13 protein-coding genes are annotated in these 26,723 nt (G+C 61.3%); 6 read left to right on the top strand and 7 right to left on the bottom strand.

What is annotated here, in order from left to right; genetic code table 11:
- Positions 1 to 26 precede the first annotated feature (26 nt).
- The 3 genes from ACIPY9_RS13275 to ACIPY9_RS13265 all read right to left on the bottom strand — a co-directional run bounded on the left by ACIPY9_RS13275 (position 27) and on the right by ACIPY9_RS13265 (position 15,479).
- Positions 27 to 1,439, bottom strand: coding sequence for an aspartate aminotransferase family protein (locus ACIPY9_RS13275; RefSeq protein ID WP_400701537.1), 1,413 nt, complete (start codon positions 1,437 to 1,439; stop codon positions 27 to 29).
- A gap of 177 nt (positions 1,440 to 1,616) precedes the next feature.
- A complete protein-coding gene (locus tag ACIPY9_RS13270) occupies positions 1,617 to 14,624 on the bottom strand; it encodes a non-ribosomal peptide synthetase (protein WP_400701604.1) in 13,008 nt (4,335 codons plus the stop codon).
- Positions 14,625 to 14,720: 96 nt separating this feature from the next.
- Complete coding sequence (locus ACIPY9_RS13265) at positions 14,721 to 15,479, bottom strand: thioesterase II family protein (RefSeq protein WP_400701534.1); 759 nt, start codon at positions 15,477 to 15,479, stop codon at positions 14,721 to 14,723.
- Positions 15,480 to 15,800: 321 nt separating this feature from the next.
- Between ACIPY9_RS13265 and ACIPY9_RS13260 the strand changes: the two genes are divergently transcribed.
- Complete coding sequence (locus ACIPY9_RS13260) at positions 15,801 to 16,331, top strand: RNA polymerase factor sigma-70 (RefSeq protein ID WP_400701531.1); 531 nt, start codon at positions 15,801 to 15,803, stop codon at positions 16,329 to 16,331.
- Positions 16,332 to 16,407: 76 nt separating this feature from the next.
- Here the strand turns inward: ACIPY9_RS13260 and ACIPY9_RS13255 are convergent, their stop codons facing one another.
- Positions 16,408 to 16,929 carry an SgcJ/EcaC family oxidoreductase gene (locus ACIPY9_RS13255; RefSeq protein ID WP_400701528.1) on the bottom strand — a complete coding sequence of 174 codons (522 nt, stop codon included), beginning with the start codon at positions 16,927 to 16,929 and terminating at the stop codon, positions 16,408 to 16,410.
- A 197-nt stretch (positions 16,930 to 17,126) separates the two neighbouring features.
- Here ACIPY9_RS13255 and ACIPY9_RS13250 point away from each other — a divergent pair, with 197 nt between their 5' ends.
- From ACIPY9_RS13250 to ACIPY9_RS13235, 4 genes are read left to right on the top strand one after another with little or no spacing between them, the layout of a single operon-like run.
- The gene (locus tag ACIPY9_RS13250) at positions 17,127 to 18,308 is read left to right on the top strand and encodes a sensor histidine kinase (RefSeq protein WP_400701525.1); all 1,182 of its coding nucleotides are present in this window, start codon (positions 17,127 to 17,129) and stop codon (positions 18,306 to 18,308) included.
- Positions 18,308 to 18,976 (top strand): response regulator, encoded by a 669-nt coding sequence (locus ACIPY9_RS13245; RefSeq protein WP_400701522.1) that lies wholly within the window; start codon positions 18,308 to 18,310, stop codon positions 18,974 to 18,976. Before ACIPY9_RS13250 ends, ACIPY9_RS13245 begins: the two co-directional genes overlap by 1 nt.
- Positions 18,973 to 21,297 (top strand): ATP-binding protein, encoded by a 2,325-nt coding sequence (locus ACIPY9_RS13240; protein ID WP_400701519.1) that lies wholly within the window; start codon positions 18,973 to 18,975, stop codon positions 21,295 to 21,297. Before ACIPY9_RS13245 ends, ACIPY9_RS13240 begins: the two co-directional genes overlap by 4 nt.
- Positions 21,294 to 21,758 (top strand): response regulator, encoded by a 465-nt coding sequence (locus ACIPY9_RS13235; RefSeq protein ID WP_400701516.1) that lies wholly within the window; start codon positions 21,294 to 21,296, stop codon positions 21,756 to 21,758. Before ACIPY9_RS13240 ends, ACIPY9_RS13235 begins: the two co-directional genes overlap by 4 nt.
- 8 nt (positions 21,759 to 21,766) lie before the next feature.
- On the opposite strand, the gene ACIPY9_RS13230 is transcribed toward ACIPY9_RS13235, so the two are convergent.
- A complete protein-coding gene (locus ACIPY9_RS13230; RefSeq protein WP_400701513.1) occupies positions 21,767 to 22,198 on the bottom strand; it encodes a universal stress protein in 432 nt (143 codons plus the stop codon).
- A 244-nt stretch (positions 22,199 to 22,442) separates the two neighbouring features.
- Here ACIPY9_RS13230 and ACIPY9_RS13225 point away from each other — a divergent pair, with 244 nt between their 5' ends.
- Entirely contained in the window at positions 22,443 to 23,942 is a 1,500-nt protein-coding gene (locus tag ACIPY9_RS13225; RefSeq protein WP_400701510.1) for a glucosyltransferase domain-containing protein, read from the top strand.
- 20 nt (positions 23,943 to 23,962) lie between these two features.
- Here ACIPY9_RS13225 and ACIPY9_RS13220 read toward each other — a convergent pair whose 3' ends face one another.
- On the bottom strand, positions 23,963 to 25,456 hold the full coding sequence (locus ACIPY9_RS13220; protein WP_400701601.1) for a glucan biosynthesis protein: 1,494 nt from the start codon (positions 25,454 to 25,456) through the stop codon (positions 23,963 to 23,965).
- A gap of 170 nt (positions 25,457 to 25,626) precedes the next feature.
- Entirely contained in the window at positions 25,627 to 26,625 is a 999-nt protein-coding gene (gene dusA / locus ACIPY9_RS13215; protein ID WP_400701507.1) for a tRNA dihydrouridine(20/20a) synthase DusA, read from the bottom strand.
- Between the last annotated feature and the right edge of the window lie 98 nt (positions 26,626 to 26,723).

Here is a 26,723-nt window from a genome sequence, read left to right as displayed (position 1 = left end):
AGTGAACGTATCGCTACGCCAAAAAATTAAAGACTGGTCACCGCCGCCGAAAGCGCTCGCCCGAAGATCCCGGCCACTTCGTCGATCTGCTCGGCGGTAATGACCAGCGGCGGCAGGAAGCGCACCACGCTGCCATGGCGACCGCCCAGCTCCAGGATCAGCCCGCGCTTGAGGCACTCACGCTGCACCAGGGGTGCCAGACGGGCGAAAGCCGGTGGGTGTCCCAATGCATCGAGGGTGCCGTTCGGGTCCACCAGTTCGACGCCCAGCATCAGACCGCGACCGCGAATATCCCCCAGTTGCGGGAAATCGCGTTGCAGGTCGCGCAGGTGCTTGGTCAGGCGCGCACCGACAGTGTTCACGTGCTCGCAGACGTTGTGCTCCTTGAGATAGCGCATCACCGCAGAACCCGCGGCCATGGCCATCTGGTTACCCCGGAAAGTGCCGGCATGGGCACCCGGTTGCCAGGCATCCAGCCATTCGCGGTAGACCACGACGGCCAGCGGCAGGCTGCCGCCGATGGCCTTGGACATCACCACCACGTCCGGAATGATGCCGGCGTGCTCGAAGGCGAACATCTTGCCAGTACGGGCAAAGCCGCTCTGGATCTCATCGACGATCAGAGCAACGCCCGCCTTTTCGGTGATTCGGCGCAGGCCGCGCAGCCAGTCCAGATCCGCAGGAATGACACCGCCCTCGCCCTGCACCACCTCGACAATCACCGCAGCCGGTAGCTGCACCCCGGCTTCGGGATCGTTGAGCAGGTTTTCGAGGTAATTCAGGTTGGCCTTGACCCCTTGCTCACCACCCAGCCCGAACGGGCAGCGGTAGTCGTAGGGGTATGGCATGAACTGCACACCGGAGCTGAGCAAGGCACCCAGCGGTTTTTTCGGCCCCAGGCTGCCCATCAGGCTCAAGGCCCCCTGGCTCATGCCGTGATAACCGCCCTGGAATGACAGCACCGTGCTGCGACCGGTCGCGGTACGCACCAGCTTCAATGCCGCTTCCACGGCATCGGTGCCGGTAGGGCCGCAGAACTGGATTTTCGCTTCCTGCGCCAGCGCTGGCGGCAACAGGCCGAACAGGTCCTGAACGAACTGATCCTTGACCGGTGTGGTGAGGTCCAGGGTATGCAATGGCAATTCGTCGCTGAGAACCTGCTGGATGGCCTCGATCACCACCGGATGGTTATGCCCCAGCGCCAGCGTACCGGCACCGGCCAGACAATCGATGAAGCGACGCCCTTCGACGTCCTCGACATGAAGCCCCTTGGCACGCTTGAGCGCCAGAGGGATGCGTCGCGGATAGCTGCGAGCGTTGGACTCCTGGCTGTTCTGCCGGGCCAACAGTGGCGATTCGTCGAACTGGTAGAGCGTCTCGGCTGGCCCCGGTACGAGCCGGGCCGGCTGATCTTCAATAAACCTGGTAGCGACTGACATCTATGCAACCCTCAATACGCTGTTGATAAGCGAAATCGTTAAGTGTCCTGATGCTCAACCCGGGGGTCGTGCATCAGGCATTTATTCCTTTATTGAAAAACGCGCCAGTGGGCTGCGGATTTACACCCTGTTACGTGTTTTTTATCCGCAGCTCCTTCGGCCCGACGAGAGGCTGAATCACAGCCCCTCCAGTTCGGCCATCAGGTCGGCAAGCCGGTCGAATTTCTCCTCGTCGACCTTCTGCCCGCCCATCCCTTCCAGATGCTCAGCCAGGCCTTGAATGGTGTTGAACTCGAACATGGCGCGCAGCGGCACATTGCGTTGCAACACTTTCTGGGCACGGGTGACCACCTGGGTCGCCAGCAACGAATGCCCGCCCAGCTCGAAGAAGTTGTCCGTGATACCAACGCGCTCGACCTTCAGCACATCGGCCCAGATCGCAGCCAGTTGCTGCTCCAGTTCGGTCTGCGGCGCCACGTACTCGTTCTGCACCTGGCTGACATCCGGCTTGGGCAGAGCCTTGCGGTCCAGCTTGCCGTTCGGGGTCAATGGCATGGCGTCGAGCATCACCAGATGGCTTGGCACCATGTAGTCCGGCAGGCTGGTCTTGAGATGGCTTTTCAGCTCATCGCGCAGCAGGTCCGGGTCCTGGGCATTCCCACGCGGTACCAGATACGCCGCCAGCACCTTACCCAATGGCCCGTCGATATCCAGCACCACGGATTCACGAATCGCTTCGTGCTCCTGCAGGCGGGTTTCGATCTCGCCCAGCTCGATGCGGTAACCGCGGATCTTCACCTGATGGTCGACCCGGCCCACGTACTCGAGCACGCCGTCGGCACGTCTGCGCGCCAGATCGCCCGTGCGGTACAGACGCTCGCCCGGCGCACCGAACGGGTTGGGCACGAAGACCGGTACGGTGCGCAGCGGATCGCTGACATAACCGCGACCGACACCGGTCCCGGCCACGCACAGTTCACCCACGGCCCCCAGCGGCACCAGATCCAGCGCCTCGTCGAGCAGGTACAGACGGTTGTTGTCCGTCGGCGTACCGATCGGCAGGTAAGTGCTGCGGGTCGACGCCGGATCGACGCGGAAGAACGCCACGTCATCGGAACACTCGGCCGGGCCATAGGCGTTGACCAGTCCGATATCCGGGTAGCGTTGCAACCATTGATTAGCCAGTTCCGGCGGCATGGCCTCACCGGTCGGCAACATCCAGCGCAGACCGTCGAGGCTCACGCGCTCCTCGGCCAGCAAGCCTTGAATCAGGGACGGCACGCTTTCCAGTACCGTGATTTTCTGGGTCTGGACATGGCTCAGCAAAGCCTGCGGATCACGGGCAATATCGTTCGGCACGATGTCCACCCGCGCACCGAACAGCGGCGCGGCAAGGAACTGCCAGACCGAAATGTCGAAGCTCTGCGAAGCGGTCTGGGCGATCACATCGGCATCGCTCAGGCTCAGGTAAGGCACCTTGCTCAACTGGTTGTTGAGCATGCCGCGCTGCTCGACCATCACGCCTTTAGGCAAGCCGGTAGAACCCGAGGTGAAGATCACGTAGGCCAGGTTGTCCGGCGCGCTGTAACGGCCCGGATTGTTCCGGGCCTGCTCGCCCTGCTGCACCGTTTCCCAGACCAGCAGACGCGGACGATTCGCTTCGGCGATATCGGCCAGCAGGGCCTGGGCCTGTTCATGGCATTCGGCACTGCAGACCAGAACCGGCGTGCGGCTTTGTTCGATGATGCCGCTCAGACGCTGGTTCGGCAGCGCCGGGTCCAGCGGCAGGTAACCGGCACCGGCCTTGAAGCTGCCGATGATCATGCCCAGCAACTCCGGACCACGCTCGGCCAGCAGGGCAATCGGCTGATCGAAACCGGCACCGGCTTCGATCAGGGCATGACCGAGACGGTTGCTGAGGGTGTTCAGTTCGGCATAGCTGTACTGACGGTCCAGGCAACTGACGGCAACGCGTTGCGGATGGGCGTCGACCTGCGCCTCGAACAGCTCGACGTAGCTGCGCTCCAGCGGGTAGTCATGAGCGCTCTGGTTGCAGCCGTCGAGCAGGAATTCACGCTCCGTTTCGCTCAGCAACGCCAGTTCGGACATGTCGCCATGGAAGCCCTCGATCAACGCCAGCAACAGGCGCTTGAACTCGCCCAGCATGCCTTGAACGGTGCTTTCGTCGAAATAGCGCTGGTCATAGGACAAATGCAGCCCCAGGTCATCGCCGGGGTAGCAGACGGCGGTCAGCGGGTAGTTGGTGTGGGTACGGCCCGAATCCGAGGTGGCATTGAGGCTTTGCGCACGGTCCAGTACCGAGACTTCCACCGGTGCGTTCTCGAACACGAACAGGCTGTCGAACAACGGCTGGCCCTTGGGCAGCTCACTGTTTTCCTGGATGGTCACCAGCGGCAGGTATTCGTATTCGCGCAGCTCCATGTTGCTTTCCAGCAGGCCATTGAGCCACTGACGAACGCTGCAACGCTGGTCGTCCTGCGGCAAGGCCACGCGCAGGGCGATGGTGTTGATGAACAGGCCCACAGTGCGCTGCATCTGCGGCATGTCCACCGGCCGCCCGGCCACGGTGACACCGAACAGCACGTCGCGATCGCCACTCATGCGCCGCAGGGTCAGGGCCCAGGCCGCCTGGGCAAAGGTGTTGACGGTCAGCTTGTGCTGCTGGGCCAGTTCACGCAATCGCACGCCGTCCGTAACATCCAGACGGGTGTAGCAGTCACCGACCACCATGCCGCCGCTGTCACCGGCATGCTCACGCAGGAACGGACGGTCGCTCGGGATCGGCGTCGGACGCTCGAAGCCCTTGAGGTTATTGCGCCACCAGTCGCGGGCCTGCACCAGACCACGGCGTTGCAGCCAGCCGATGTAGTCGCGATAACGAGGCGGTGCCGCCAGTTGTGCATCGCGCCCCTCGCCCAGAGCGGTATAGATGTCGAAGAAGTCGTTCATCAGCAGCGAACGGCACCAGGCATCGATCAGGATGTGGTGGTTGCTCATCATGAACCAGTAGCGAGCGTCGTCCACGCGGATCAGGCGCAGGTGGAACGGCGGCTGATTGAGCAGATCAAAACCGGCCTCGCGCTCGGACTTGAGCAAGGCTTGCAGACGTGGCTCCTGCTCGTCCTGCGCCACATCGCGCCAGTCCAGATAATCGATCGGCGTATTGCCCGGTTTATGGATCACTTGCAGCATGGTTTCGCCGATGTTCCAGCAGAACGAGGCACGCAAGGCTTCATGACGGGCAATAACCGCTTGCCAGGCCTGGTCGAAACGCTGCGGGTCCAGTTCGCTGTTGATGCGGTAGCGATCCTGCATGAAATACAGACCGGTGCCCGGTTCCAGCAGGGTGTGCAGCAGCATGCCCTCCTGCATCGGGGTCAGCGGGTAGACGTCTTCGATACTGTTGGCCGGAACCGGCAGCGCATCCAGATGCGCCTGATCCAGCGCCGCCAGCGGGAAGTCCGAAGGCGTCAGGCCGCCGCTGCCGTCTGCCAGACAGTGAGCGATCAGCGCCTGCAATTGCGCCAGATAGGCCTGTGCCAGCTCGGTAATGGCCTCGGTCTGATAACGCTCGCCACTGAAGGTCCAGCGCAGTACCAGTTCGCCGCCATACACCTGACTGTCGATGCTCAGTTCGTTCGGCAACGGCGCATTCGCATCATGGGCCGCCCCCGCCGACTCTTCCACCGGCCGGAACAAGGCATCGCTACCGAAACTCTGGTCGAACTGCCCCAGGTAGTTGAAGGTGACAGGCGCGGTCGGCAGGGTCTGCATGGCCTGACGATTCGCGTCATCGGCCAGATAACGCAGGACGCCATAACCCAGTCCCTTGTGCGGCACCTGACGCAATTGCTCCTTGATGTGCTTGATCGAATCGCCCGGCCCGGCATCGGCAGTCAGTGCCGGAGTCAGACGGACAGGATAGGCACTGGTGAACCAGCCAACCGTACGGGTCAGGTCGATCTCGTCGAACAGCGTTTCGCGGCCATGGCCTTCCAGCTGGACCAGGGTCGAGTCCTGACCGGTCCAGCGGCAGATCACCTGGGCCAGCGCAGTCAGCAGCAGGTCGTTGACCTGAGTCCGATACGCGCTCGGCGCCTGTTGCAGCAACTGACGGGTGCTCTGGGCATCCAGACGCACGCTGACCGTCTGCGCATGCCGGTTCTGCCCGCCACCTTGCGGTGCATCGCACGGCAGTTCGACAGCCGGACCGCTCAACTGGTCTTGCCACCAGGACAGTTCTTCGCGCAACGACTCACTGCCCGCATAGGCTTTCAGACGTGCCGCCCAGTCCCGGAAAGCGCTGGTCTTGGCGGGTAACTGAATGGACGTGTCATCGCTCAATTGGCGATAGGCGACTTGCAGGTCGTCGAGCAGCACGCGCCACGACACGCCATCGACGACCAAGTGGTGAATGGCCACCAGCAAACGTTGCTGCCCTTGCGGCCCGTCCACCAGCAAGGCGCGCAGCAGCGGGCCATTTTGCAGGTCAAGGCTGCGCTGGGTGTCGGCGAACAGCGCCGCGCACTCGCTCATGTCGGCAACCTGCGCCTGAATCAACAGGCTTTCAGCCGTGAGTTCGCGGTGTTCGGCCTGCCATTTCCCGGCGTTCTCACGGAAGCTCAGGCGCAGGGCATCATGTTGCTCCAGCAGCGACAGCAAGGCCTGCTCAAGACGACGAGGCTCAAGCGCAGTGGTCGGCTCCAGCACCAATGCCTGGTTCCAGTGCTGACGCTCAGGTACAGGTGTCTCGAAGAACCAGTGCTGAATCGGCGTCAGGGCCGACTCACCGCTCAACAGGCCTTGCTCGGCCACCACCTGCTCGCTGGTGGTGGCGACAGCGGCCAGGGTCTGCACGGTCTGATGCTGGAACAGATCCCGTGGGCTGAAGTGAATCCCGGCCTGACGTGCCCGACTGACCACCTGAATCGACAGGATCGAGTCACCGCCCAGCTCGAAGAAGTTATCGTTGAGGCCGACTTTCTCGACGTTCAGCACCGCGCACCAGATACCCGCCAGGGTCTGCTCCAGCTCGCTGGTCGGTGCCACGTAGTTTTGACGATTGAGCTCAGGGTCCGGTGCCGGCAAGGCGCGGCGGTCGAGTTTGCCGTTGGCGGTCAAGGGCATGCTCGCCAGCAGGATCAGGTGCGTGGGCACCATGTAGTCCGGAAGCTGTGCTTTCAAATGCGCCTTGAGCGACTCACGCAGTTGCGCCTGTTGCTCCTCGCCCTCTTCGGCCACATCACTGACCAGATAACCGGCCAGTTGCTTGCCCGACGGCGTATCCAGCGCCAGCACCACGGCTTCGCGGATGGCCTCATGCTCCAGCAGGCGGGTTTCGATCTCGCCCAGTTCGATACGGAAACCACGGATCTTCACCTGATGGTCGATCCGGCCCAGGTATTCCACCAGACCATCGGCGCGCTGGCGCACCAGATCGCCGGTGCGGTACAGACGACCGCCGTTGCCGGTGAACGGGTCCGCGACAAAGCGCTCGGCCGTCATCGCTGCCCGCTCGTGATACCCCTGAGCCAGACCCGCACCGCCGACATACAGCTCGCCGGTCGCACCTTGCGGCACCAGCGCCAGATCGGCATCGAGAATGTAGGCCACACGGGCACCGACCACGCTGCCGATCGGCACGCTGGCTTCGCCCTCTTCCAGGTACGCCGGTGCCAGGCTGGCCAGCGGCATGACCACGGTTTCAGTCGGGCCATAGGCGTTGAAGAACAATTCAGGCTTGAAGACCGCACGGATGCGCTGCAAATGCTCGCCGGTCAGCGCTTCGCCACCGGTGATGCACATGCGCACCGGCAGGGTCTGGCCCTGAGTCGACAGCCATTGCGCCAACTGGCTGCCATAGCTTGGGGTGAAACCGAGAATGTTGACCTGCTGGCTGCGGATCAGCTCGCAGATCTCTTCGGCGTCCCATTGGCCCTGGGCGCGCAAGACCACACGTGCGCCGCTGAGCAGCGGCACCAGCAGACGCTCGGTGGCAGCGTCGAAGTTGATCGAATAGAAATGCAGCTCGCAATCATCGGGACGCATCTCGAAACGACGGATCACCGCCTGGCAATGCATGGCGATTTCGCCATGGGATACCACCACGCCCTTGGGCTTGCCGGTGGAGCCAGAGGTGTAGATCAGGTAGGCCTGATGCTGCGGCAGGCTGATGAACGGCAATTCGTCCGTCGGGTATGCCGCCAGCGCAGGCAAGTCATCTTCCAGGCACCAGCGACCGACGCCCTCCGGCAACTCGCCCAGCGCGTCGAACAACGCAGCATCGCTCAACAGCAGGCCAATGCCGCTGTCTTCGATCATGTATTGCAGACGCTCCAGCGGGTATTCCGGGTCCAGTGGTACATAAGCGCCACCGGCCTTGAGGATCGCCAGCAGGCCGACCACCATGTCCAGCGAACGCTCCAGCGCCAGACCGACACGCACTTGCGGGCCGACGCCACGCTCGCGCAGCATCCAGGCCAGACGATTGGCACGGCCCTCCAGTTCGGCATAACTCAGGGTTTCACCGGCAAAGGTCAGCGCCGGTGCATCGCCACGCGCCCTGGCCTGTTCGGCAAACAGGCTGTGGATGCACTGATCCAGACGCTGTTCGCCCGCTTCGATGCCCAGGCTGTCGAGCAATTGCTGACGCTCGGCGTCCTGCAACAGCGGCAGCTCGCTCAGACGCTGTGCCGGATCGGTCAACAAGGCTTGCAAGAGATTGAGCAAATGCCCGGCCATTTGTGCAATGCGTGGCTCGTCGAACAGGTCGGTGCTGTAGGTCAGGCAGCAACCCAGGCGGTGATCCAGTTCGGTGACTTCCAGGTTCAGGTCGAACTTGGTCGCACGGGCATCGTTGACCAGGTATTCCACGGTCATGCCCGCCAGTTCGCGGCTCTGCTGGAACTCCCAGCGCTGCACGTTGCACATCACCTGGAACAGCGGGTTATACGCCGCACTGCGCGGCGGTTGCAGGGCTTCGACCAAATGATCGAACGGCAGGTCCTGATGGGACTGGCCTTCGATGACCGTGTGACGGACCTGCTCGAACAGTTGATCGACGCTCATCTGCCCGTCGAGCTGCACACGCAGCACCTGGGTATTGAGGAAGGCACCGATCAACCCTTCGCTTTCCGGACGAATCCGGTTGGCCACCGGAGCGCCGATACGCAGGTCGGTCTGGCCGCTGTAGCGATAGAGCAGTGTCGCCAGGGTGGCGGTCATGGTCATGAACAGGGTCAGGCCATGGCTGGCGTTGAAGGCGCGCACCTTCGCCGCCAGTTCATCGCTCAGGTCGAAACGATACAGCTCGCCCTTGTGGCTCTGCACCGGCGGACGCGGACGGTCACTCGGCAGTTCCAGCAATGGGTGCTCGTTGCCCAGTTGCGCAGTCCAGTAATCCAGTTGGCGTTGACGCTCGCCCGCTTCCATCCACTGACGCTGCCAGACGCTGTAATCCAGGTACTGCACCGCCAGAGGCTCCAGCGGCGAAGGACGACCTTCAAGGAACGCTTCGTAGAGCAGCCCCAATTCGCGGGCGAAGATGTCCATCGCCCAGCCTTCAGTGACGATGTGGTGCAAGGTCAGGACGAAGTAATGCTCCAGCTCGCCCGCCCGGACCATGCAGGCCCGCAGCAATGGACCGGTTTCCAGATCGAACGGCGTGTGCGCCTCGCTGTCGGCGAATTCCTGCAGGCGGCGCTGGCGGGCTTCGCCTTGCAGCGCCGAGAAGTCCTGCCATTGCATGCGCAGGCCGGTTTCCTCGGAGACTTTCTGGCAAGCCACACCATTGACGCTCGGGAAGGTGGTGCGCAGGGTTTCATGGCGCAGGATCAAGGCCTGCAAGGCCGCTTCGAAGCATTCGATGTTCAGCACGCCGTTCAGGCGCGCCATCCCGCCCACGTTGTAGGCCGGGCTGTCCGGCTCCATCTGCCAGAGGAACCACATCCGTTGTTGGGAGTAGGACAGCGGCACTGGCTGATTGCGGTCGATCCGGGCAATCGCCTGTTGGCTGTTGCGGGCGCCGGAGGCCTGAATGGCCTGGACCTGCTCGACAAACGCGCCCAGCTCGCTGGCCTCGAACAAGGCACGCAGTGGCAGCTCGATGTCGCAGGCCTGACGAACCCGGGAAATGATCTGGGTGGCCAGCAACGAGTGCCCGCCCAGAGCAAAGAAGTCGTCACGCAGGCCAACACGCGGCACACCCAGCACTTCGCGCCAGATCGCCGCAACGTGTTTTTGCAAGCCGGTTTCAGGCTCGACGTGCTCACGGCTCTGCCAGACCGGCTCGGGCAAGGCACGACGATCCAGTTTGCCGCTGGGGCTCAAGGGCATGCTGTCCAGACGCACCAGTTGCGCCGGAACCATGTATTCAGGCAGCTCGAGGGCCAGAGCGCCCTTGATGCGCTCAATCTGCCCGGCCTCGGCTTCCTGCTCCAGCGTGGCGGTGTAGTAACCGATCAGTTGCGGGCCGGCAGCCGTTTCACGGATCAGCACGGCCGCCTGGCCGACACCGTCCTGAGCCAGCAGACGCGCCTCGATTTCCTGGGGTTCGACCCGGAAACCGCGCAGCTTGACCTGCTGATCCAGGCGTCCCAGATATTCCAGCGAGCCATCCGCCGCCCAGCGCACACGGTCACCGGTGCGATACAGACGCGCGCCCTCCTCGCCGGACGGGTCGGCCACAAAACGCTCAGCCGTCATTCCGGCACGGCCCAGATAACCACGGGCCAGACCGATGCCACCAATGCACAGTTCACCGGCCACGCCACGTGGCACCGGGTTCAGGTCGCTGTCCAGCACCCGGCACAGCACGTTGCCCAGAGGACGACCAATCGGAGAGCGCTCGCCGTCCGCCACCTGACAATGCCAGTGCGTCACGTTGATCGCGGTTTCGGTCGGGCCATAGCGGTTGTGCAACTGCACGTTCGGCAGTTGTTCCAGCACCCGGTTACGCAGCTCGGCCGGCAAGGCCTCGCCACCGGAGAACAACCGGCGCAGGCTGCTGCACTGCCGGGCCAGAGGCTCGTCGATGAACAGTTGCAGCAATGGCGGCACGAAATGCAGCGTGGTCACGCCGTATTCCTGGATGCGCTGCGCAATGCGGTGCGGATCGCGATGCTCGCCCGGCGAAGCAATGAACAAGCGGCAGCCGGTGATCAGGGGCCAGAAACACTCCCACACCGAGACGTCGAAACTGATCGGCGCCTTCTGCATCAGCACATCGGTTTCATCCAGCGCATAAGTGGCCTGCATCCATTGCAGGCGCTCGGCCAGCGCAGCATGGGTATTGCCCACGCCCTTGGGCTGACCGGTGGAGCCGGAGGTGTAGATCACATACGCCAGGTTGTCGCCCTGAAGGTGCAGGCCCGGCGCACTGACCGGCCAGTTATCCAGGTGCAGGGTGTCCATGGCGATGGTGCTGACGCCTTCGGCGCTCGGTAGATCGCCCAGCAGATGGCTCTGGGTCAGCAACAGGGACACGCCGCTGTCGCTGAGCATGTAGGCCAGTCGCTCGGTCGGGTAATCCGGGTCCAGCGGCACATAGGCACCACCGGCCTTGAGAATGGCCAGCAGGCCGATCAGCAGTTCAGGCGAGCGCTCGGCGGCAATCGCCACCTTGATGTCCGGACCGACGCCCTTGTCGCGCAGATAATGCGCCAGACGGTTGGCCTGGGCATGCAGGCTGGCGAAATCGAGGCTGCCGCCCTCCCACATCAGGGCAATGCGCTCAGGGGTTTGCTGGACCTGACGATTCAGCAGTTCCGGCAACCAGTGTCCGGCCGGCGCACAAGGCGCAGCGCCCCAGCGTGCCTGTTCGGCCTGTTCATCGGCGCTGAGCAGTTGCACGTCGCCCAGCACCGTGTCGGCCTGCTCGCAGACCTGCGTCAACAGGCGCACGAACTGAGCGGCCATGCGCACGATGGTGTCGCGCTCGAACAGCTCGTCGGCATAGTCGAAGGACAGGTTCAGACGACCGTTACGATCTTCTTCGCTGTGCAGTTGCAGATCGAACTTGGCTTCACGGCTGTGCCATGGCAACTCTTCGGCCAGCAGCCCCGGCAGACGGCGCAGAGCACTCAGGTCGCGCTGCTGATGGTTGAACATGACCTGGAACAACCCCTGCTCACGGGCCTGCGGGAAGGCTTCGACCAGTTGATCGAACGGCAGGTCCTGATTCGCCTGAGTCTCCAGAGCCACCTGACGTGTCTGCGCCAGCAAGGCGGAAAATGGCAGGCGCGAATCCAGTTGCGCACGCAACACCAGGGTGTTGATGAAGAAACCGATCAGCCCCTGGGTTTCCTGACGCGGACGGTTGGCACCGGGCACCCCGATACGGATATCGGTCTGCCCGGTGTAGCGATGCAGCAGGCTCTGGAAACCGGCGAGCAACACCATGAACGGTGTCGATTGGTAGGCCTGGGCAGCATGTTTCACCGCGGCACTCAGCTCGTTACTCAGACGCAGGCTGTAACGTGAAGCGCTGTGTTGCTGGCGAGCCGAACGCGGATGATCGGTGGCCAGACTCAGGGTCGGCTGCTCGTCGCCCAGTTGCGCTTTCCAGTAATCGAGCTGGCGCTGGGCTTCGCCACGGGCCAGCCAGTCGCGCTGCCACTGGCCATAATCGGCGTAACGCACCGACAACGGTGCCAGTTCCAGGGTCTGCCCTTGGAGGGCGGCACCGTAAAGACGCGAGAATTCGTCGATCAATACATTCAGCGACCAGCCGTCGGCCACGATGTGATGCAGCGTGACCAGCAATTGATGCTCTTCATCGTCCAGCTTCACCAGCGTCACGCGCAGCAACGGGCCGTTGACCAGATCGAACGGCAGACGCGCCTGCTCTTCACGAATGGCCTGAGCACGGGTCTGACGCTCTTCGCTGGACAGGTCGCTGATATCGATCACCGACAGCGGAAGTTCGCTGGCCGTATCGATGCGTTGCAGGGCCACGCCATCCTGCTCGTAGAAACGGGTGCGCAGGGATTCATGACGCTCGACCAGACGCTGGAAGCTGCTGCTCAGGGCCGTGACGTCCAGCTCGCCGCGCAGGTGCAGGCCGCCAGGAATGTTGTAGGCGCTGCCTTGCGGGTCCAGTTGCCAGAGGAACCACAGGCGGTTCTGGGCCAGGGATTGCGGCAAGGCCTCATGACCCGGCAAACGGGCAATGGCGTCCTGAGTCTGGCCATCGCGTTGCAGCACTTCGATCCGGGCGACCAGCGCGGCCAGGGTCGGGGCCTCGAACAGCAGACGCAGGTTCAGCTCGATACCCAGCGCTTCGCGCAGGCTCGCGACCACCTGGGTCGCAATGATCGAGTTACCGCCCAGCAGGAAGAAGTGGTCGTCGGCCGCCACTTCTTCGACCTGCAAGTGCTCACACCAGATTTTCGCCACCTGCGTCTGCAGATTGGAGCTGGAGGCTGAAGCGGCCTCCTTGGCGGCGGCGACGCTTTCAGGGAAGACCGCGTAGCTGTCCAGACTGCCATCGGCCAGTCGGGTACGGCAGGCAGAACGTTGCAGCTTGCCGCTGGAGGTCTTGGGCAGCGCACCCGGATTGAGCAGCACCACCACGCTCGGCGCTTCCTGGAAGGCTTCGGCCACCGCCTGACGAATCCTCTTGATCAACGCTTCGGGCGTCAGGGTTTTCTGCACGCTGCGACCGACCTCCGCCGCAATGCCGATCCCCTCGCTGCCTTGCTGGGTCACGGCAAACGCCGCCACCCGGCCCTTTCGCACCACATCGACATCGCGCTCGACGGCCTTTTCGATGTCCTGAGGGTACAGGTTGTGTCCACGCACGATCAGCATGTCTTTCAGGCGACCGGTGATGTACAGCTCGCCATGGCGCAGGAAACCCAGATCGCCAGTACGCAGCCAGGTACGACCTTCGTGCTCGACGAACGTCTTGGCCGTGGCCTCGGGGTTGCGCCAGTAGCCATGGGCAATGCTCGGACCACAGGCCCAGACTTCGCCCACGCTGTTTTCGCCCAGTACCGCCAGGGTCTGCGGATCGGCAATCAGGACGCCGTGCTCAGGCTGGCTGGTACCGCAACTCATGACCGGGTTGCCATCACCCGGCTCGGCCACGTTGCGGGCCAGAGCGCGCTCATCCAGACGCAGCGACGGAATGCCCTTGCCCCGCTGACCACCGGCCACGAACAGCGTGGCTTCGGCCAGGCCATAGGAGGCGAAGAAACTGTCCGGGGTGAAACCGCAGACAGCGAATTTTTCGGCGAAGCTGTCCAGGCTGTCCTGACGGATTGGCTCGGACCCCGAATAGGCCACGCGCCAGCGGCTGAGGTCCAGGCGCGCCAGGGCCGAATCGCTGACCCGCGAGCTGCACAGCTGGTAGGCGAAGTCCGGACCGCCACTGATGGTGCCGCCGTATTCGCTGATCGCTTCCAGCCAGCGCAAAGGCCGGGTCAGGAAATAGGCTGGGGCCATCAACACGCACGGCACGCCGCTGAAGATCGGTTGCAGCAGACCGCCGATCAGCCCCATGTCGTGGTACAGCGGCAGCCAGCTGACGATCACATCATCCGGGTTGACGTCAATCCCGAAGCCGCCGCGAATCAGCAACTCGTTGGCGACCAGGTTGCCATGACTGACTTGAACGCCCTTGGGCAAGGCCGTGGAACCGGAGGTGTATTGCAGGAAGGCGATATCGTCACTGACCAGCTCAGGTCCCTGCCAGCCTTCGGCAATGGCGCTGTCGAGGGTATCGACGCACAGCAGTTGCGGCGCATCGGCAGTCACCAGCTCATCCATCTGCAACAAGGCCGGGCGCAGGTCCGAACCGGTCAACAGCAGGCGCGGCTCGGCATCGGCGATGATCGACAGCAAACGCTCCTGGTGGTGACGGCGATTGGACTCCGGCGGATAGGCTGGCACGGCGATGACACCGGCATACAGGCAACCAAAGAATGCAGCCACGTAGTCCGGGCCGCTGTGGAACAGCAGAATCGCACGATCCCCCGGCACAGCTTCGGCCTTGAGAGCCGCCGCGATGGTCCGCGCCCGCAGGTCCAGATCATGGTAGGTCAGCACAATGCCCTGGTCTTTTTCGTCGGTCAGAAAACGCAGGGCCAGGCGGTCCGGCGTCTGCTGTGCACGACGCTGAAGGGCTTGGGCCAGGGTATCGGGGAGTTCAAACGCATCCATGATGGGGTTCCTGCTGTATTCGGCTTGCCAAATGAGGTCTGGATTTCAAGAAAAAACGCGCGCTCCGACAGGCAGAGACGCGCGCAAGGCAATAGGGGGTTAACCGGCAGCCCGGGCCATATGCCGCGCTGCGCTGTTGCGCCAGCGGGCCAGGTGTTGTTCGGCGTAACGCCGCAGATGGCGAAGCAATTGCGCCTGCTCATCGATCAGGTAGAAGTGATGGCCCTCGAACATGTCCAGCGAGAAACCGGTGCGGGTTTCTTCCTGCCAGTCGAGCAGTTCCTCGACGCTGACGCTGTCCTGCTTGCCGCCAAACACATGGATCGGCACGCTCAAGGGCTCGCGCTCGCCGTATTTGAAGCTGCCGCAGACCAGGAAATCGGCACGCAGGATCGGCAGCATCAACTGCATCAGCTCTTCGTTGGCGATGACGTTTTCACTGGTGCCTCCGAGCTCCCGCAGGCGGGCGATCAGTTGTTCGTCGGTCTTTTCCAGGGCGTACTCGCTCACGTCGCGACGTACCGGCCCCGCCGTTGCCGAGGTGAACATGGCCAACGGTGCAGGCAGGCCACGCGCCCGCAGGACATGCGCCAGCTCGAAAGCCAGCAGGCCGCCCAGGCTGTGCCCGAACAGGGCATAGGGTTTATCCAGCTCAACGCTGATTTCATCGGCCAGACGATTGGCCAGTTGCACGATATCGGTGTGCAGCGGCTCGTCCATGCGCATGCCGCGGCCTGGCAGCTCAAGCGGGCGAACGCTCAGCCACTCGGGCAACTTGCGCCGCCACGAGCTGTAAAACATCGCACTGGCCCCGGAAAAGGGCAGGCAGAACAGCGTCAGGTTCGAGGGAGTGCTCATATCAGACCCTGCCATCCGGTACGCCGATGAAAAAGCTGCGATGCGCGCGATCGAAACCCATTGTGTCCTCCTGATTGGTCCATGGCCGCAGTCGTGGACTGGCCTGTCATCAATGAGAACGGATGGCATCTGGAAATAATTAGTCGCATCTGAGCGATGCGCGTCAAAAGCGCACAGAGGGCCGAGTCGCACCTCACGAGGGCACTGAATCGTCTTCGCATTTGACAATAATTATCATTAAGACTAGTTTAGCCGCCCATCAGTTGGTGCCACCCCTCTGCCGGACACCTTCCCCAACGATTTCGCAGCAAGGTGAATTCCATGACGGAACAAGTGCTCACAAGTAAGTGCGACTCACCCTTACTCCAGGTTTTTATCGATAACTACATGCTGCTGGTCAAGATTGCCGCCCGCATCGTAGGTTGCCGCTCGCGTGCAGAAGATGTGGTACAGGATGCCTTTTTCAGGCTGCGCTCCGCTCCCCAGATGACCCTGTCGTTCAAGGCCCAGCTCAGCTATCTGTTCCAGATCGTGCGCAACCTGGCCATCGATCACTATCGCAAGCAGGCCCTGGAGCTGAAATACACAGGCCCCGAAGATGAAGGCTTGAATGTTGTGGTCCAGGGGGCATCACCGGAAAGCGCGCATATCAACTTCTCCAGCCTGGAGAAAATCGCCGACGCCCTGTCGGAGCTGCCGGACCGCACCCGGTACGCCTTTGAAATGTACCGCCTGCACGGCGTACCGCAGAAAGACATCGCCAAGGAGCTGGGCGTATCCCCTACCCTGGTGAACTTCATGATCCGCGATGCACTGATTCACTGCCGCAAGGTCAGCGGCGTCAGAAACTGACTTCGATTTCAGACACGCCAAAAAGCACATCCGGAGCAAAGGCTCCGGATGTGAATCAGACTCACGAGGTTTTGAATCAGCGGCTGACCTGATACTCAGGCTGCACTTCCGGCATGGCCGAAGAGTGGTGGTTCAGGATCTTCCACTGCCCGCCCACACGCTCGTACAGGAAGGTGTAACGCGCCTGCACCTTGCTCTTCTTGCCATCGGCAGCGGTCAGGGTGAAGGTGTAGACACCGCTGTCCACTGCTGCGTCCGCACCCAGGCGACGGATTTCACGGTAGTTGATCTCACCGGCCGGCTTGAGTGCCAGGAAGTGATCGAAGTAGTCCTTGATCTCTGCCGGGGTGGCACGCACCTTGTTGGAAACGGTCGGCTGCAATACGGCGTTCGATGCATACAGGCTGACGACCGTCTGAGGGTTGCCGGTTTTCAGCGCCGTGTTCCAGCGATCGAACAAACCTGCGATTTCCTGGTCTTTCACGTCAGATGGCTGCTCGGCCACCATGCGATAGGTGTATGGTGCGCTGTCTGCTGCCTGAACCAGTGGAGCACTCAGAGCAAAAAGCATGACCAGGGCGGTTTTTTTCAGTTTCATAGCAACACTCCTACCAGGGATCTGTTCAGGGATTCAGTGAGTGCTACTTTGCCGTTGCGAAGAATGTCGGCCATCGGCCAAACGGGGTTATTTGTCTATGCCATTCGGCAGATAGGCACCTTGTGCCATGACAGGTTCTAATAGCGCCATCATGTTGTGCCCGCGCGGGCATGAATCCACGCAGGAGCACTCTCTCGATGCACACCTCTCCCCATGATCCTGCAAGTGCGCTGGCCATCCGCACCCAGTATCGCCAGTCGCAGAGCCGCGCTGCACGTCTGAGGCTGCTGGTGGACACCGGACAGGAATTGACCCAACTGCCACCCGAAGCCATGCGTCAGTGCGTACTGCAAAGAGCCTGCGCCTTTGTCGCGATGGACCACGGATTGTTGCTGGAATGGGGCGAAGACAATTCAGTGCGGACAACCGCCAGCCACGGCAGCGAAGAACGCCTGCGCTGCGTGGAAATCGTGGCCGACACCCTGGCCATCGGGCCGCAATGGCTGGAACGGGCCAATACCGCCCTGCCCAACGTGCTGATGCTGCCGCTGCGCGGGGCCGACGATGTGTCCTTTGGCACGCTGGTGCTGGCCAACAGCGTGAACATCAGCGCTCCCGACAGTGAAGACATCGAATCCCTGCAACTGCTCGCCACCCTGCTGGCCGCGCATCTGGAAAACAACCGCCTGCTCGAAGCCCTGGTCGCGAGGGAGCGCACCATGTCCGAGCTGGTCAATCAGCTGTTTACCGCGCAGGAAGATGAACGCAAGCGCATGGCCTATGACCTGCATGACGGGCTGGCGCAAACCCTCGCCGGGCTGCATCAGCGTCTGCAGGGTTTCGCCGGGCGCTGCCCGGAACTGCCTGCTCCGCTGGACACCGATCTGCGCGCCATCCTGACCCTTGCCCAGCATTGCGTCGGCGAAGGCCGGCAGTTGATCAGCGGATTGCGCCCCAGCGTGCTGGACGACTTCGGCCTGCTGCAGGCCGTCGACAAGGAAGCAGACCGTCTGCGCGAGGCCGGTATCAACGTACACTGGGGCTCACGCTCCATGACCCGCCTGCCCAGCCACCTGGAAATCGCCCTGTTCCGTATTGCCCAGGAAGGCATCAACAACATCCTCAAACATGCCCATGCCGACAGCGTGCACCTGGCGCTGGAACTGAATGAAACCAACGCTTCGCTGCTGCTGGAAGACAACGGCTGTGGCTTCGTCACCGACCAGCAGTTCAACAGCGGCGGCGTCCAGAAACTGGGGCTGGTGGCCATGCAGGAGCGCGCCAGCCTGCTCGGCGGCCGACTGGTCTACGTCAGCAGCCCGCAATCCGGAACACGCCTGCGCGCAACTGTCCCTCTCAACACAGACAAGGCAGCATAATGACAAATACCTTGCGACTGGTCCTTGCGGACGACCATGAAGTGACCCGCACCGGCTTCGTTTCGCTTCTGGCGGGACACCCCGAATTCGAGGTGGTCGGCCAGGCTGCGGATGGCCAGCAGGCCATCGAACTGTGCGAACAGACCCAACCCGACATCGCCATCCTCGACATCCGCATGCCGGTGCTCAACGGCCTTGGCGCGGCGCGCATTCTTCAGCAGCGCATGCCGAAACTCAAAGTGGTGATCTTCACCATGGATGACAGCACCGACCATCTGGAGGCCGCCATCAGTGCCGGGGCGGTCGGCTACCTGCTCAAGGACGCCAGCCGCGACGAAGTGATCGCCAGCCTGCAACGTGTCGCCCGCGGCGAAGAAGCCCTCAACAGTGCCGTCAGCGCACGCCTGCTGCGACGCATGACCGAGCGCAACACCGGCAGCACAACGATGCCGGAATCCCTGACGCCCCGCGAACGCCAGGTGCTCGGACTGGTCGCCGGCGGCTTCAGCAACCGTGAAATCGGTGAAAAGCTCGGCATCACCACCGGCACCGCCAAGGCTCACGTCGAACGAGTCATCGGCAAGCTGGGGGCCTCGGACCGAACCCAGGCCGCCGTTCGAGGCGTGGCCCTGGGGCTGGTGAGTCAGGCACCCGGCGACTGGAGGTGACCTTGCTCAACGCCCGACGCTGGGAGGACCTGCCGCTACGCGGCAAGGCACTGGTGGCCATTTCCCTGCCGCTGATCATCCTGATGCTCTCGCTGATGCTCATCTACATTGCCGAGCGTCAGACCACCCGGGCCGAAGAAGATGTACGCCGGGTGCTGCTCGTACAAGGGGATATCCAGAGCGTCCACACCCAGCTCGCCGAGGCGGCCGCCAGCGTACGCGGCTACCTGCTGACACGACGCGAAGACTTCCTGCCGGGCTACCTGAACGCCCAGTCGCAGATCGAAGCGGCGCTGGACCGGCTCAACAGGAATGTGCGGGACGAACAGATGCGCGAGCACCTGAAAGCCATCAAACCCTTGATCGAAGACAAGGTCACCGGCCTGGAAGCCTTGCGCAACATGAGCCTGGAAGGACGGGAGTCGATTGCCGCCATCCTGATCGAAAACAAATACATTCTGGATGAACTGCGCGACCGCATCCGTACCATGCGCGAGCGCGAAGACACCCTCCTCGCAGAACGGACGGCCGAAGCAGCCGACACTCGGGCACACCTGATGTGGTCGACCTTTCTGGCCGCGGCCTCAGGGTTGTTCGGGGCCATCCTTGCCGTGCTGATGCTGTCCCGTGGCATCGTGGCCAGGGTGCAGCAGGTACAAGGCAATGCCCAGCGTCTGGCCCTGGGTCATCCGCTGATGCCACAACCGCCGGAAAACGACGAGATCGGCCAGCTAGGCACCCGTCTGGTGGAAGCAGGGCAATTGCTGGCCGAACGCGAACGGGCACTGCGTGACAACGAAGAGCGCTTGCGGCTGATCATCGAAGGCGTGAAGGACTACGGCATCTTCGCCCTGGATACCCAAGGTTATGTCACGACCTGGAATGCCGGCGCGGAACGCATCAAGGGCTATACCGAACAGGAAATCCTCGGCCGGCATTTCTCTTTGTTCTACCTGCCCGAAGAATGCCCGCAACACCCGGAGATGGCACTGCGCGAGGCCACGCTCAACGATCACTACATGGAAGAAGGCTGGCGCTGCCGCAAGGACGGCAGCCGGTTCTGGGCCAGTGTCGTCATCACCGCCCAGTACGACAACAGTGGCGCATTGCGCGGGTTCTCCAAGATCACACGGGACATTACCGACCGTCGTGCCGCCGAGATCGCCCTGGGCACGGCCCGTGAAGAAGCGGAGCGCGCCAGCCGGGCCAAGAGCGAGTTCCTGTCGCGCATGAGCCATGAGCTGCGAACCCCTCTGAACTCCATCCTGGGGTTTGCACAATTGCTGGACATGGATTCCACCCACCTCCAGAAACCCCAGATCGGCCATATCCTGCGCGCCGGGCAACACCTGCTCACGCTGATCAATGAAGTGCTGGATATCGCCCGGATCGAAGCCGGTCATCTGTCGCTGAATCTGGAGCCCGTGCTGCTGTCCGAAGTGCTTCAGGAAGCCTTGAGCCTGGTATGGCCCATGGCGGCAGATGGTGATATCCAGCTGGCCGAGCTGCCGGAACTGGGCGACGGCTGCGGTGTTATCGCCGATCGCCAGCGCCTGATTCAGGTCCTGCTGAACCTGCTGTCCAACGCCATCAAGTACAACCGCCCCAAAGGGCTGGTGAAGATCGAAGTCAGCCAGCAGGCCGAACGGGTCGCGATCACCATCAGCGATACCGGCAAGGGCATTGCGCTGGATCGCCTCGATCAATTGTTCAAGCCCTTCGAGCGACTGGAGGCCGACCCCAATGTGGAAGGCACCGGGCTGGGGCTTGCCTTGAGCAAAAGTCTGCTGGAAACCATGCAAGGCAGCATGACCGTGCAAAGCACGCCGGGACAGGGCTGCCGGTTCACGCTGGAATTACCCGGCGTCCAGATCGCAAAAACGGAAGCCCCGCTGCGCAGAATCAGTACGATCCCCGTAGAGTCACACCCGGCCCGGGTCGAATACTATGGCAAGGTGCTGTGCATCGAGGACAACCTGTCGAGCATGGCCCTGATCGAAACCCTGTTGCAACGTCGACCCGGCGTTCAACTGCTCTCCAGCATGCAAGGACAACTGGGCCTGGACCTGGCCCGGCAGCATGCACCGCAATTGATTCTTCTGGACATGAATCTGCCGGATCTCACCGGTTGTGAGGTATTGAAGCGTCTGCGTCAGTCGCCTCTCACTATCGACATACCCGTGCTGATGATCAGCGCCGACGCCAGTGACGGCACCCTGCGTGAACTGCGCCAGGCCGGAGCAACGGCCATCCTGACCAAACCCATCCAGGTGCCGGCCTTTCTGGCCCATCTGGACCAATACTTACCGGAGCCTGCATGAGCGGCGATTTCCGTATCCTGATTATCGATGACCAGCGGCCCAATCTGGAGCTGATGGAGCAATTGCTCGCCCGGGAAGGCCTGACCAACGTCCTGAGCAGTACCGAACCCCTGCGTACGCTGGACCTGTTCAACAGTTTTGAGCCTGATCTGGTGATTCTCGACCTGCACATGCCGGAGTTCGACGGCTTTGCCGTGCTGGAACAACTGAACCGGCGCATCCCGACCAACGACTATCTGCCGATCATGGTCCTGACCGCCGACGCCACACGGGACACCCGCCTGCGAGCCCTGGCACTGGGAGCCAGGGATTTCATCAGCAAGCCTCTGGACGCACTGGAAACCATGCTGCGCATCTGGAACCTGCTGGAGACCCGTGCGCTCTACAAGACATTGCGGCAGATGCTGCCACCGCACAAGATTGAACTGCTGCGCCAGTATCGGACACCGGCGCAGCCCTGAGCTCATCCTTACTTGATGAGAATCACCGGTACCGACACTTCATGAATCACGCGGTTGGCGACGGAGCCCAGCAGGAACCCGCCAAAGCTGCCCAGACCACGAGTGCCCATGACCACGGTGTCGCAACCCAGCTCGCTGACGGCCGACTTGACCTGATCGGCCACGTTCCCCAGATCCACATGGGTCTGATGGGCGATATCGGCCGACTTCAGAAGCACGACAGCCTCCTCGAGAACCCGGTTGGCTTCGTTGTACAGCCCGGCCCTGACACCCTCGATCATGTCAGGTGCCAGATAGTCGCTGTAGACAACCGGGCTGGCCTGCACATTGAGCAAATGAACTTGCAGCGGACGCGCAAGGTGGCTGGCCAGACCGATAACGTACTCCAGTGCATGTTTGGAAGGGGTCGATCCGTCGAAAGGTATCAGAACTTTGTGCATGTCATCTCTCCTTGAGTGGTGTATGGAATCAACATAGTCCCCTTCGGGACTAACGGCCACTGTAAAAGAGGCTTTAGTTGATCCAGAGCAAGCGCGTCATGATTATTTTCGCCGGATGTTTACTGCCACCCCGGGCAGAGGTTTGACGAACTTACTCAGGCATCTGGAGTCATCCTTGGGAAGTGTCAAGAAAATGCCTGTCATGGCCAAAAGCCGGTAACCGGCACTCTGGAGCACACAAGGCATGGAACCTTTCTGGAACAGGCCGCTTTCAGATCGCCAACTGCTGACGTTCATGCTGGCTGCCCTCTTTTTCCATATCATTCCCTTCCTGATGGCCGACGTTTCTTATATCGACGACCACTGGATATCCCAATACGCCCATGGCAGCTGGCTTGAACAGGGTCGCCCGCTGATCAAGCCGATCTACCAAGGGCTGACCTTCACTGCCGGTGCTCCCAATCTCTTTCCTCTGCCTCTGTTGATAGCCATAACGAGCATGGCTTTCGCCATGACAAGACTGGTCAGGCATTACTTCTCGACACCTTCCTTACTTCATGCACTGGTACCGCTGCCACTGTTCTATAACCCGTTCTTTCTGCAAAACCTGTCTTATCAATATGACGGCCCTGCAATGATCCTGAGTATGGCCACGATACTGTATGCCCTGACCTTCACAAACTCATCCGCCCTGATAAAAGTATTGGTACCGGGCTTGATGATTGCCATTGCGCTATCACTTTATCAACCAAGTCTGAATGTATTTCTGGGACTGTTCTGTATTGAACTTGTCAGGTGCCTGGAACAGAAAAAGTCTTGTCCGGCCACTTTAAAGTGTCTGGTTACAGGCTGGCTGCAACCGGGTGTCGGGCTGGTTATTTATCTGGTCAGTGTTTCTGTATTCATCAACAGCGGTCGCGATCAATTCTTGCCATTGAACAGTCACTGGGGACCGGAAATGATCGAGCGTCTGTTCTTTTTCAGTGAGAAGATCAGTCTTCTCTTCACGACGGGAAGTCTGTCATTCGGTATTCCGCTGCTGATCCTGGCCCTGTTGGGGTATGGTCAGATCCTGTCTGCCTCATGGAAAACAGCTGTCGGCCATTCGGACAAAACATGGGTTGCCACGCTCGGCCTGCTTTTACCCTTTGCCTTGCTGCTGGTTATTCCCGGCTTTTCTCTACTGTTGAAGGACTTCAATCCTCAGGCCAGGGTCTTGATGGGCTTTTCCACCCTGGGGGTCGCACTCTTTTATCTGGTCCACTCTGTCAAAACGAACCGACATTACCCGTTCGGCCTGATCCTGATAGCCCCCCTTGTCTTCATGACATCCCTGTCCTATGCCTATGGCAGGGTGTTGGTTCTGCAAAAGGAACTCAGTACCCAGGTGCTGTATAGCCTGACTTACGATCTGGAGACCCAACCCCGCCTGAAACAGATTTCGCGGTTCCATTTCAATGGCAGCCCGTTCGAGAACTGGCTGCCGGCAGCAGAAGGCACTTTCAGGTGGATGCCGGTCATCAAATACATCCTGAATGCCAACTATCTGGTCATGCCGCAAATGCTGCCGCGAGCTGGCGTTACGCAGATCGGCCTTTTTACAACGAAAGCTCCAGACCTGGATAAAGGCTTCGGCGCGCCCTTGGTCGACCGCAGGTTCTACAGCATTCATGTCCGTGACGAAGAGGCCTATATCGTCATGAAAAAGATTGCAGAGCCTGAGCACTATCCTTGGAAACAATGAAAAGCTCCCCGCTCCGGCCTTTAAAACGGGTGGTATTGATACAGCCAGGTTTCCGACAGCGTCTGCTCGCCCAGACGCAGATACAGACGAATCTCCACAGGGTCTTCGCCTTCTACAGTCAGATCGAACTGAGCGCGCCAGTGCCCCGCCACACCGTCGGGTATGGCTTCGGTGAAGACATAGGAAAATGTCCCCCGCGAAGCCGACAGCACCGCCTCGGGCGAAGTGCCGAAAGGCAATGTTTCCAGCGGGCCGCCCATGAACTCCACCATGAACTTGCGAACCCCTTGTGGTCGTGGCTGGCCGGGCTGACCGCCATTGCCCAGACGCGTTGCCACACAACGCGCCATCCCGGAAGGATAAGGCTCATCGGCCAGCCAGTGCAGGCGATAGTGCAACCGGTAATCACTACCCGGCCCGGCGATGGCCCTGGGCACCCACATGGCTACGATGTTGTCGTGAATTTCATCGTCGGTCGGGATTTCGACAAGCTGGACGGCCCCCTCTCCCCACTCCCCCAGAGGCTCGACCCAGACACTCGGACGGCGCTCGTAATGCACGCCGTCCAGATAATGGGAGAAGTCCCGATCCCGCTGAAGCAAGCCGAATCCTCTCGGGTTGTTATCAGCAAATGCTGAAGCCATGGTCCGGGAAGGATTATTCAGGGGACGCCAGATGTGCTCCCCCGCGCCAGTCCAGAGGGCCAGTCCATCGGAGTCATGCACTTCGGGTCGCCAGTCGACAGCCGTTTTCTTGGCCTGCTCGCTGAACCAGTACATCGAACTCAAGGGTGCAATCCCGAAACGCTCGACCTCACGACGCATGAACAGCGCCGCCTCGATTTCCATCACAACCCCTGCCCCACGCCCGATCACGAACCGGTAGGCACCGCACAGGCTGGGGCCATACAGCAGCGCATAAAGGGTGATGGCGTCGGCCTGGTCGTCAGAAGGCGTTTCCAGCCAGATGTGAGTGAAATCGGGAAACTCCTCTGGACGGTCCGCCTGCGCAACGTCCACGGCAATGCCCCGTGCCGACAGACCGTACTGATAAAGCTCGCCGATGGCCCGAAAGTAAGAAGCGCCCAGAAACGCGACCCAATCGTTGCTGCGCCAATCCAGCTTCTGCGGGTCGCCACGGCGGCTTTCCTGCACCCGGAATCCGGCAAAGCCACCACCCGCCGGAAGCTGCCGGGCCGGGCTGTCGGCAGGCATGTCGAAATAAGCCTTGTCGTAAAGCAGCTCACGAGCAATGCCCTGCTCGACCACATGGAAACGGACAGGCCGGGGAAAGAACTTGCCCGGATGAAAGAACGTCACCGGAAACTGTCCCGGCCCCTGGGCAAACAGCGCGAACTCAGACCGGAAATGAATCTTGCCCAGGGCTTCGTAATCCAGCTTGTCCAGCAACTCGGCCGGAGGGGCGGAAGGCACGATATAGGGTTGCGATGCGGTTGCCCGCGCACGCTCTATCAGGGCCTCAAAGGAAAAGGGTTCGGGAGCACCCGTTTTCAGGCTCTCATCGGCCCGGGCAGGATTGATACCTGATACGACAAACAACGCAGATATCGATGAAAACTCCAGGAAGTCTCGTCGATTCAACATGGTGAATTGCCGCTGGTGGCTGAACAGAAAGCTTAGAACAGTCTATTGCAACCACCCTGCCTGCGGACGGCTGGCAAGGCTCAATGCCCGGCCAGAAACTCCGCCGCCTGATCCAGCAACAGCAAAGGATTTTCGGCCTTGTGAATGTCTACCGACAGCAATTGACGAAAGCGTCGTGCACCCGGAAAACCATGGGCCATTCCCAGAATATGCCGGGTGATATGGTGCATCGTGCCACCACTCTCGATATGCGCCGCGATATAAGGTCGCAACGCTTCCAGAGCCCCCGAACGAGTGATGACCGGCTCGCTGCTGCCGAACAGTTGGCGATCCACCTCGGCCAGCAGATAAGGGTTGTGATACGCCTCGCGCCCCAGCATCACACCATCGAAGGTCTGCAAATGCTCACGGCACTGCTCGAGGGTCTTGATCCCGCCGTTGAGAATGATCTCCACATCGGGAAAATCCGCCTTCAACTGCGCGGCCACGTCATAGCGCAAAGGCGGAATGTCCCGGTTTTCCTTGGGCGAAAGCCCCTCCAGAATCGCGATACGGGCATGCACGGTAAAACTGTTGCAGCCTGCCTCATGGACCTTGCCGACGAAATCGCACAACTGGGCATAACTGTCACGACCATTGATCCCGATCCGGTGCTTGACCGTCACCGGAATCGACACCGCATCCTGCATGGCCTTCACACAATCGGCCACCAGCTCGGGATGCCCCATCAGGCAGGCCCCGATCATGTTGTTCTGCACCCGATCACTGGGACAGCCCACGTTCAGGTTGACCTCGTCATACCCCACCTCTTCAGCCATGCGGGCACAGGTCGCCAGATCCGCTGGATTACTCCCGCCCAGTTGCAAGGCCAACGGATGTTCAGCCTCGTCATAACGCAGAAAACGCTCACGATCGCCATGAATCAATGCACCGGTGGTGACCATCTCGGTATACAGCAAGGCATTCTTCGACAGGAGCCGCAGGAAGAAACGGCAATGACGGTCAGTCCAGTCCATCATCGGGGCGACGGAGAAGCGGCGGGATGGAGAGATCGTTTTATCGGAGTGTGTTGCTGACATGTTCAGTCGAAAGCTCGGGGGTGAAATAGGGCGATATTCTAGCATTGTCATATTTGCCGAGGGTAAATTGCCCAAGCACTGTCAGCCTGTTTTTCAAA

The sequence above is a fragment of the Pseudomonas sp. NPDC089734 genome (genome assembly GCF_044748865.1).
Taxonomy (GTDB): Bacteria; Pseudomonadota; Gammaproteobacteria; order Pseudomonadales; family Pseudomonadaceae; genus Aquipseudomonas.
Note: the sequence above shows the minus strand (reverse complement) of the source record. Positions and strands in the feature narration are given on the sequence as shown.

Excerpts from the sequence above, each read along its gene's own strand:
- ACIPY9_RS13250 (WP_400701525.1), top strand. The coding sequence starts at position 17,127 with ATGCACACCTCTCCCCATGATCCTGCAAGTGCGCTGGCCATCCGCACC.
- ACIPY9_RS13245 (WP_400701522.1), top strand. The coding sequence starts at position 18,308 with ATGACAAATACCTTGCGACTGGTCCTTGCGGACGACCATGAAGTGACC.
- ACIPY9_RS13230 (WP_400701513.1), bottom strand. The coding sequence starts at position 22,198 with ATGCACAAAGTTCTGATACCTTTCGACGGATCGACCCCTTCCAAACAT.
- ACIPY9_RS13255 (WP_400701528.1), bottom strand. The coding sequence starts at position 16,929 with ATGAAACTGAAAAAAACCGCCCTGGTCATGCTTTTTGCTCTGAGTGCT.
- ACIPY9_RS13235 (WP_400701516.1), top strand. The coding sequence starts at position 21,294 with ATGAGCGGCGATTTCCGTATCCTGATTATCGATGACCAGCGGCCCAAT.
- ACIPY9_RS13260 (WP_400701531.1), top strand. The coding sequence starts at position 15,801 with ATGACGGAACAAGTGCTCACAAGTAAGTGCGACTCACCCTTACTCCAG.
- ACIPY9_RS13275 (WP_400701537.1), bottom strand. The coding sequence starts at position 1,439 with ATGTCAGTCGCTACCAGGTTTATTGAAGATCAGCCGGCCCGGCTCGTA.
- dusA (WP_400701507.1), bottom strand. The coding sequence starts at position 26,625 with ATGTCAGCAACACACTCCGATAAAACGATCTCTCCATCCCGCCGCTTC.
- ACIPY9_RS13265 (WP_400701534.1), bottom strand. The coding sequence starts at position 15,479 with ATGAGCACTCCCTCGAACCTGACGCTGTTCTGCCTGCCCTTTTCCGGG.
- ACIPY9_RS13225 (WP_400701510.1), top strand. The coding sequence starts at position 22,443 with ATGGAACCTTTCTGGAACAGGCCGCTTTCAGATCGCCAACTGCTGACG.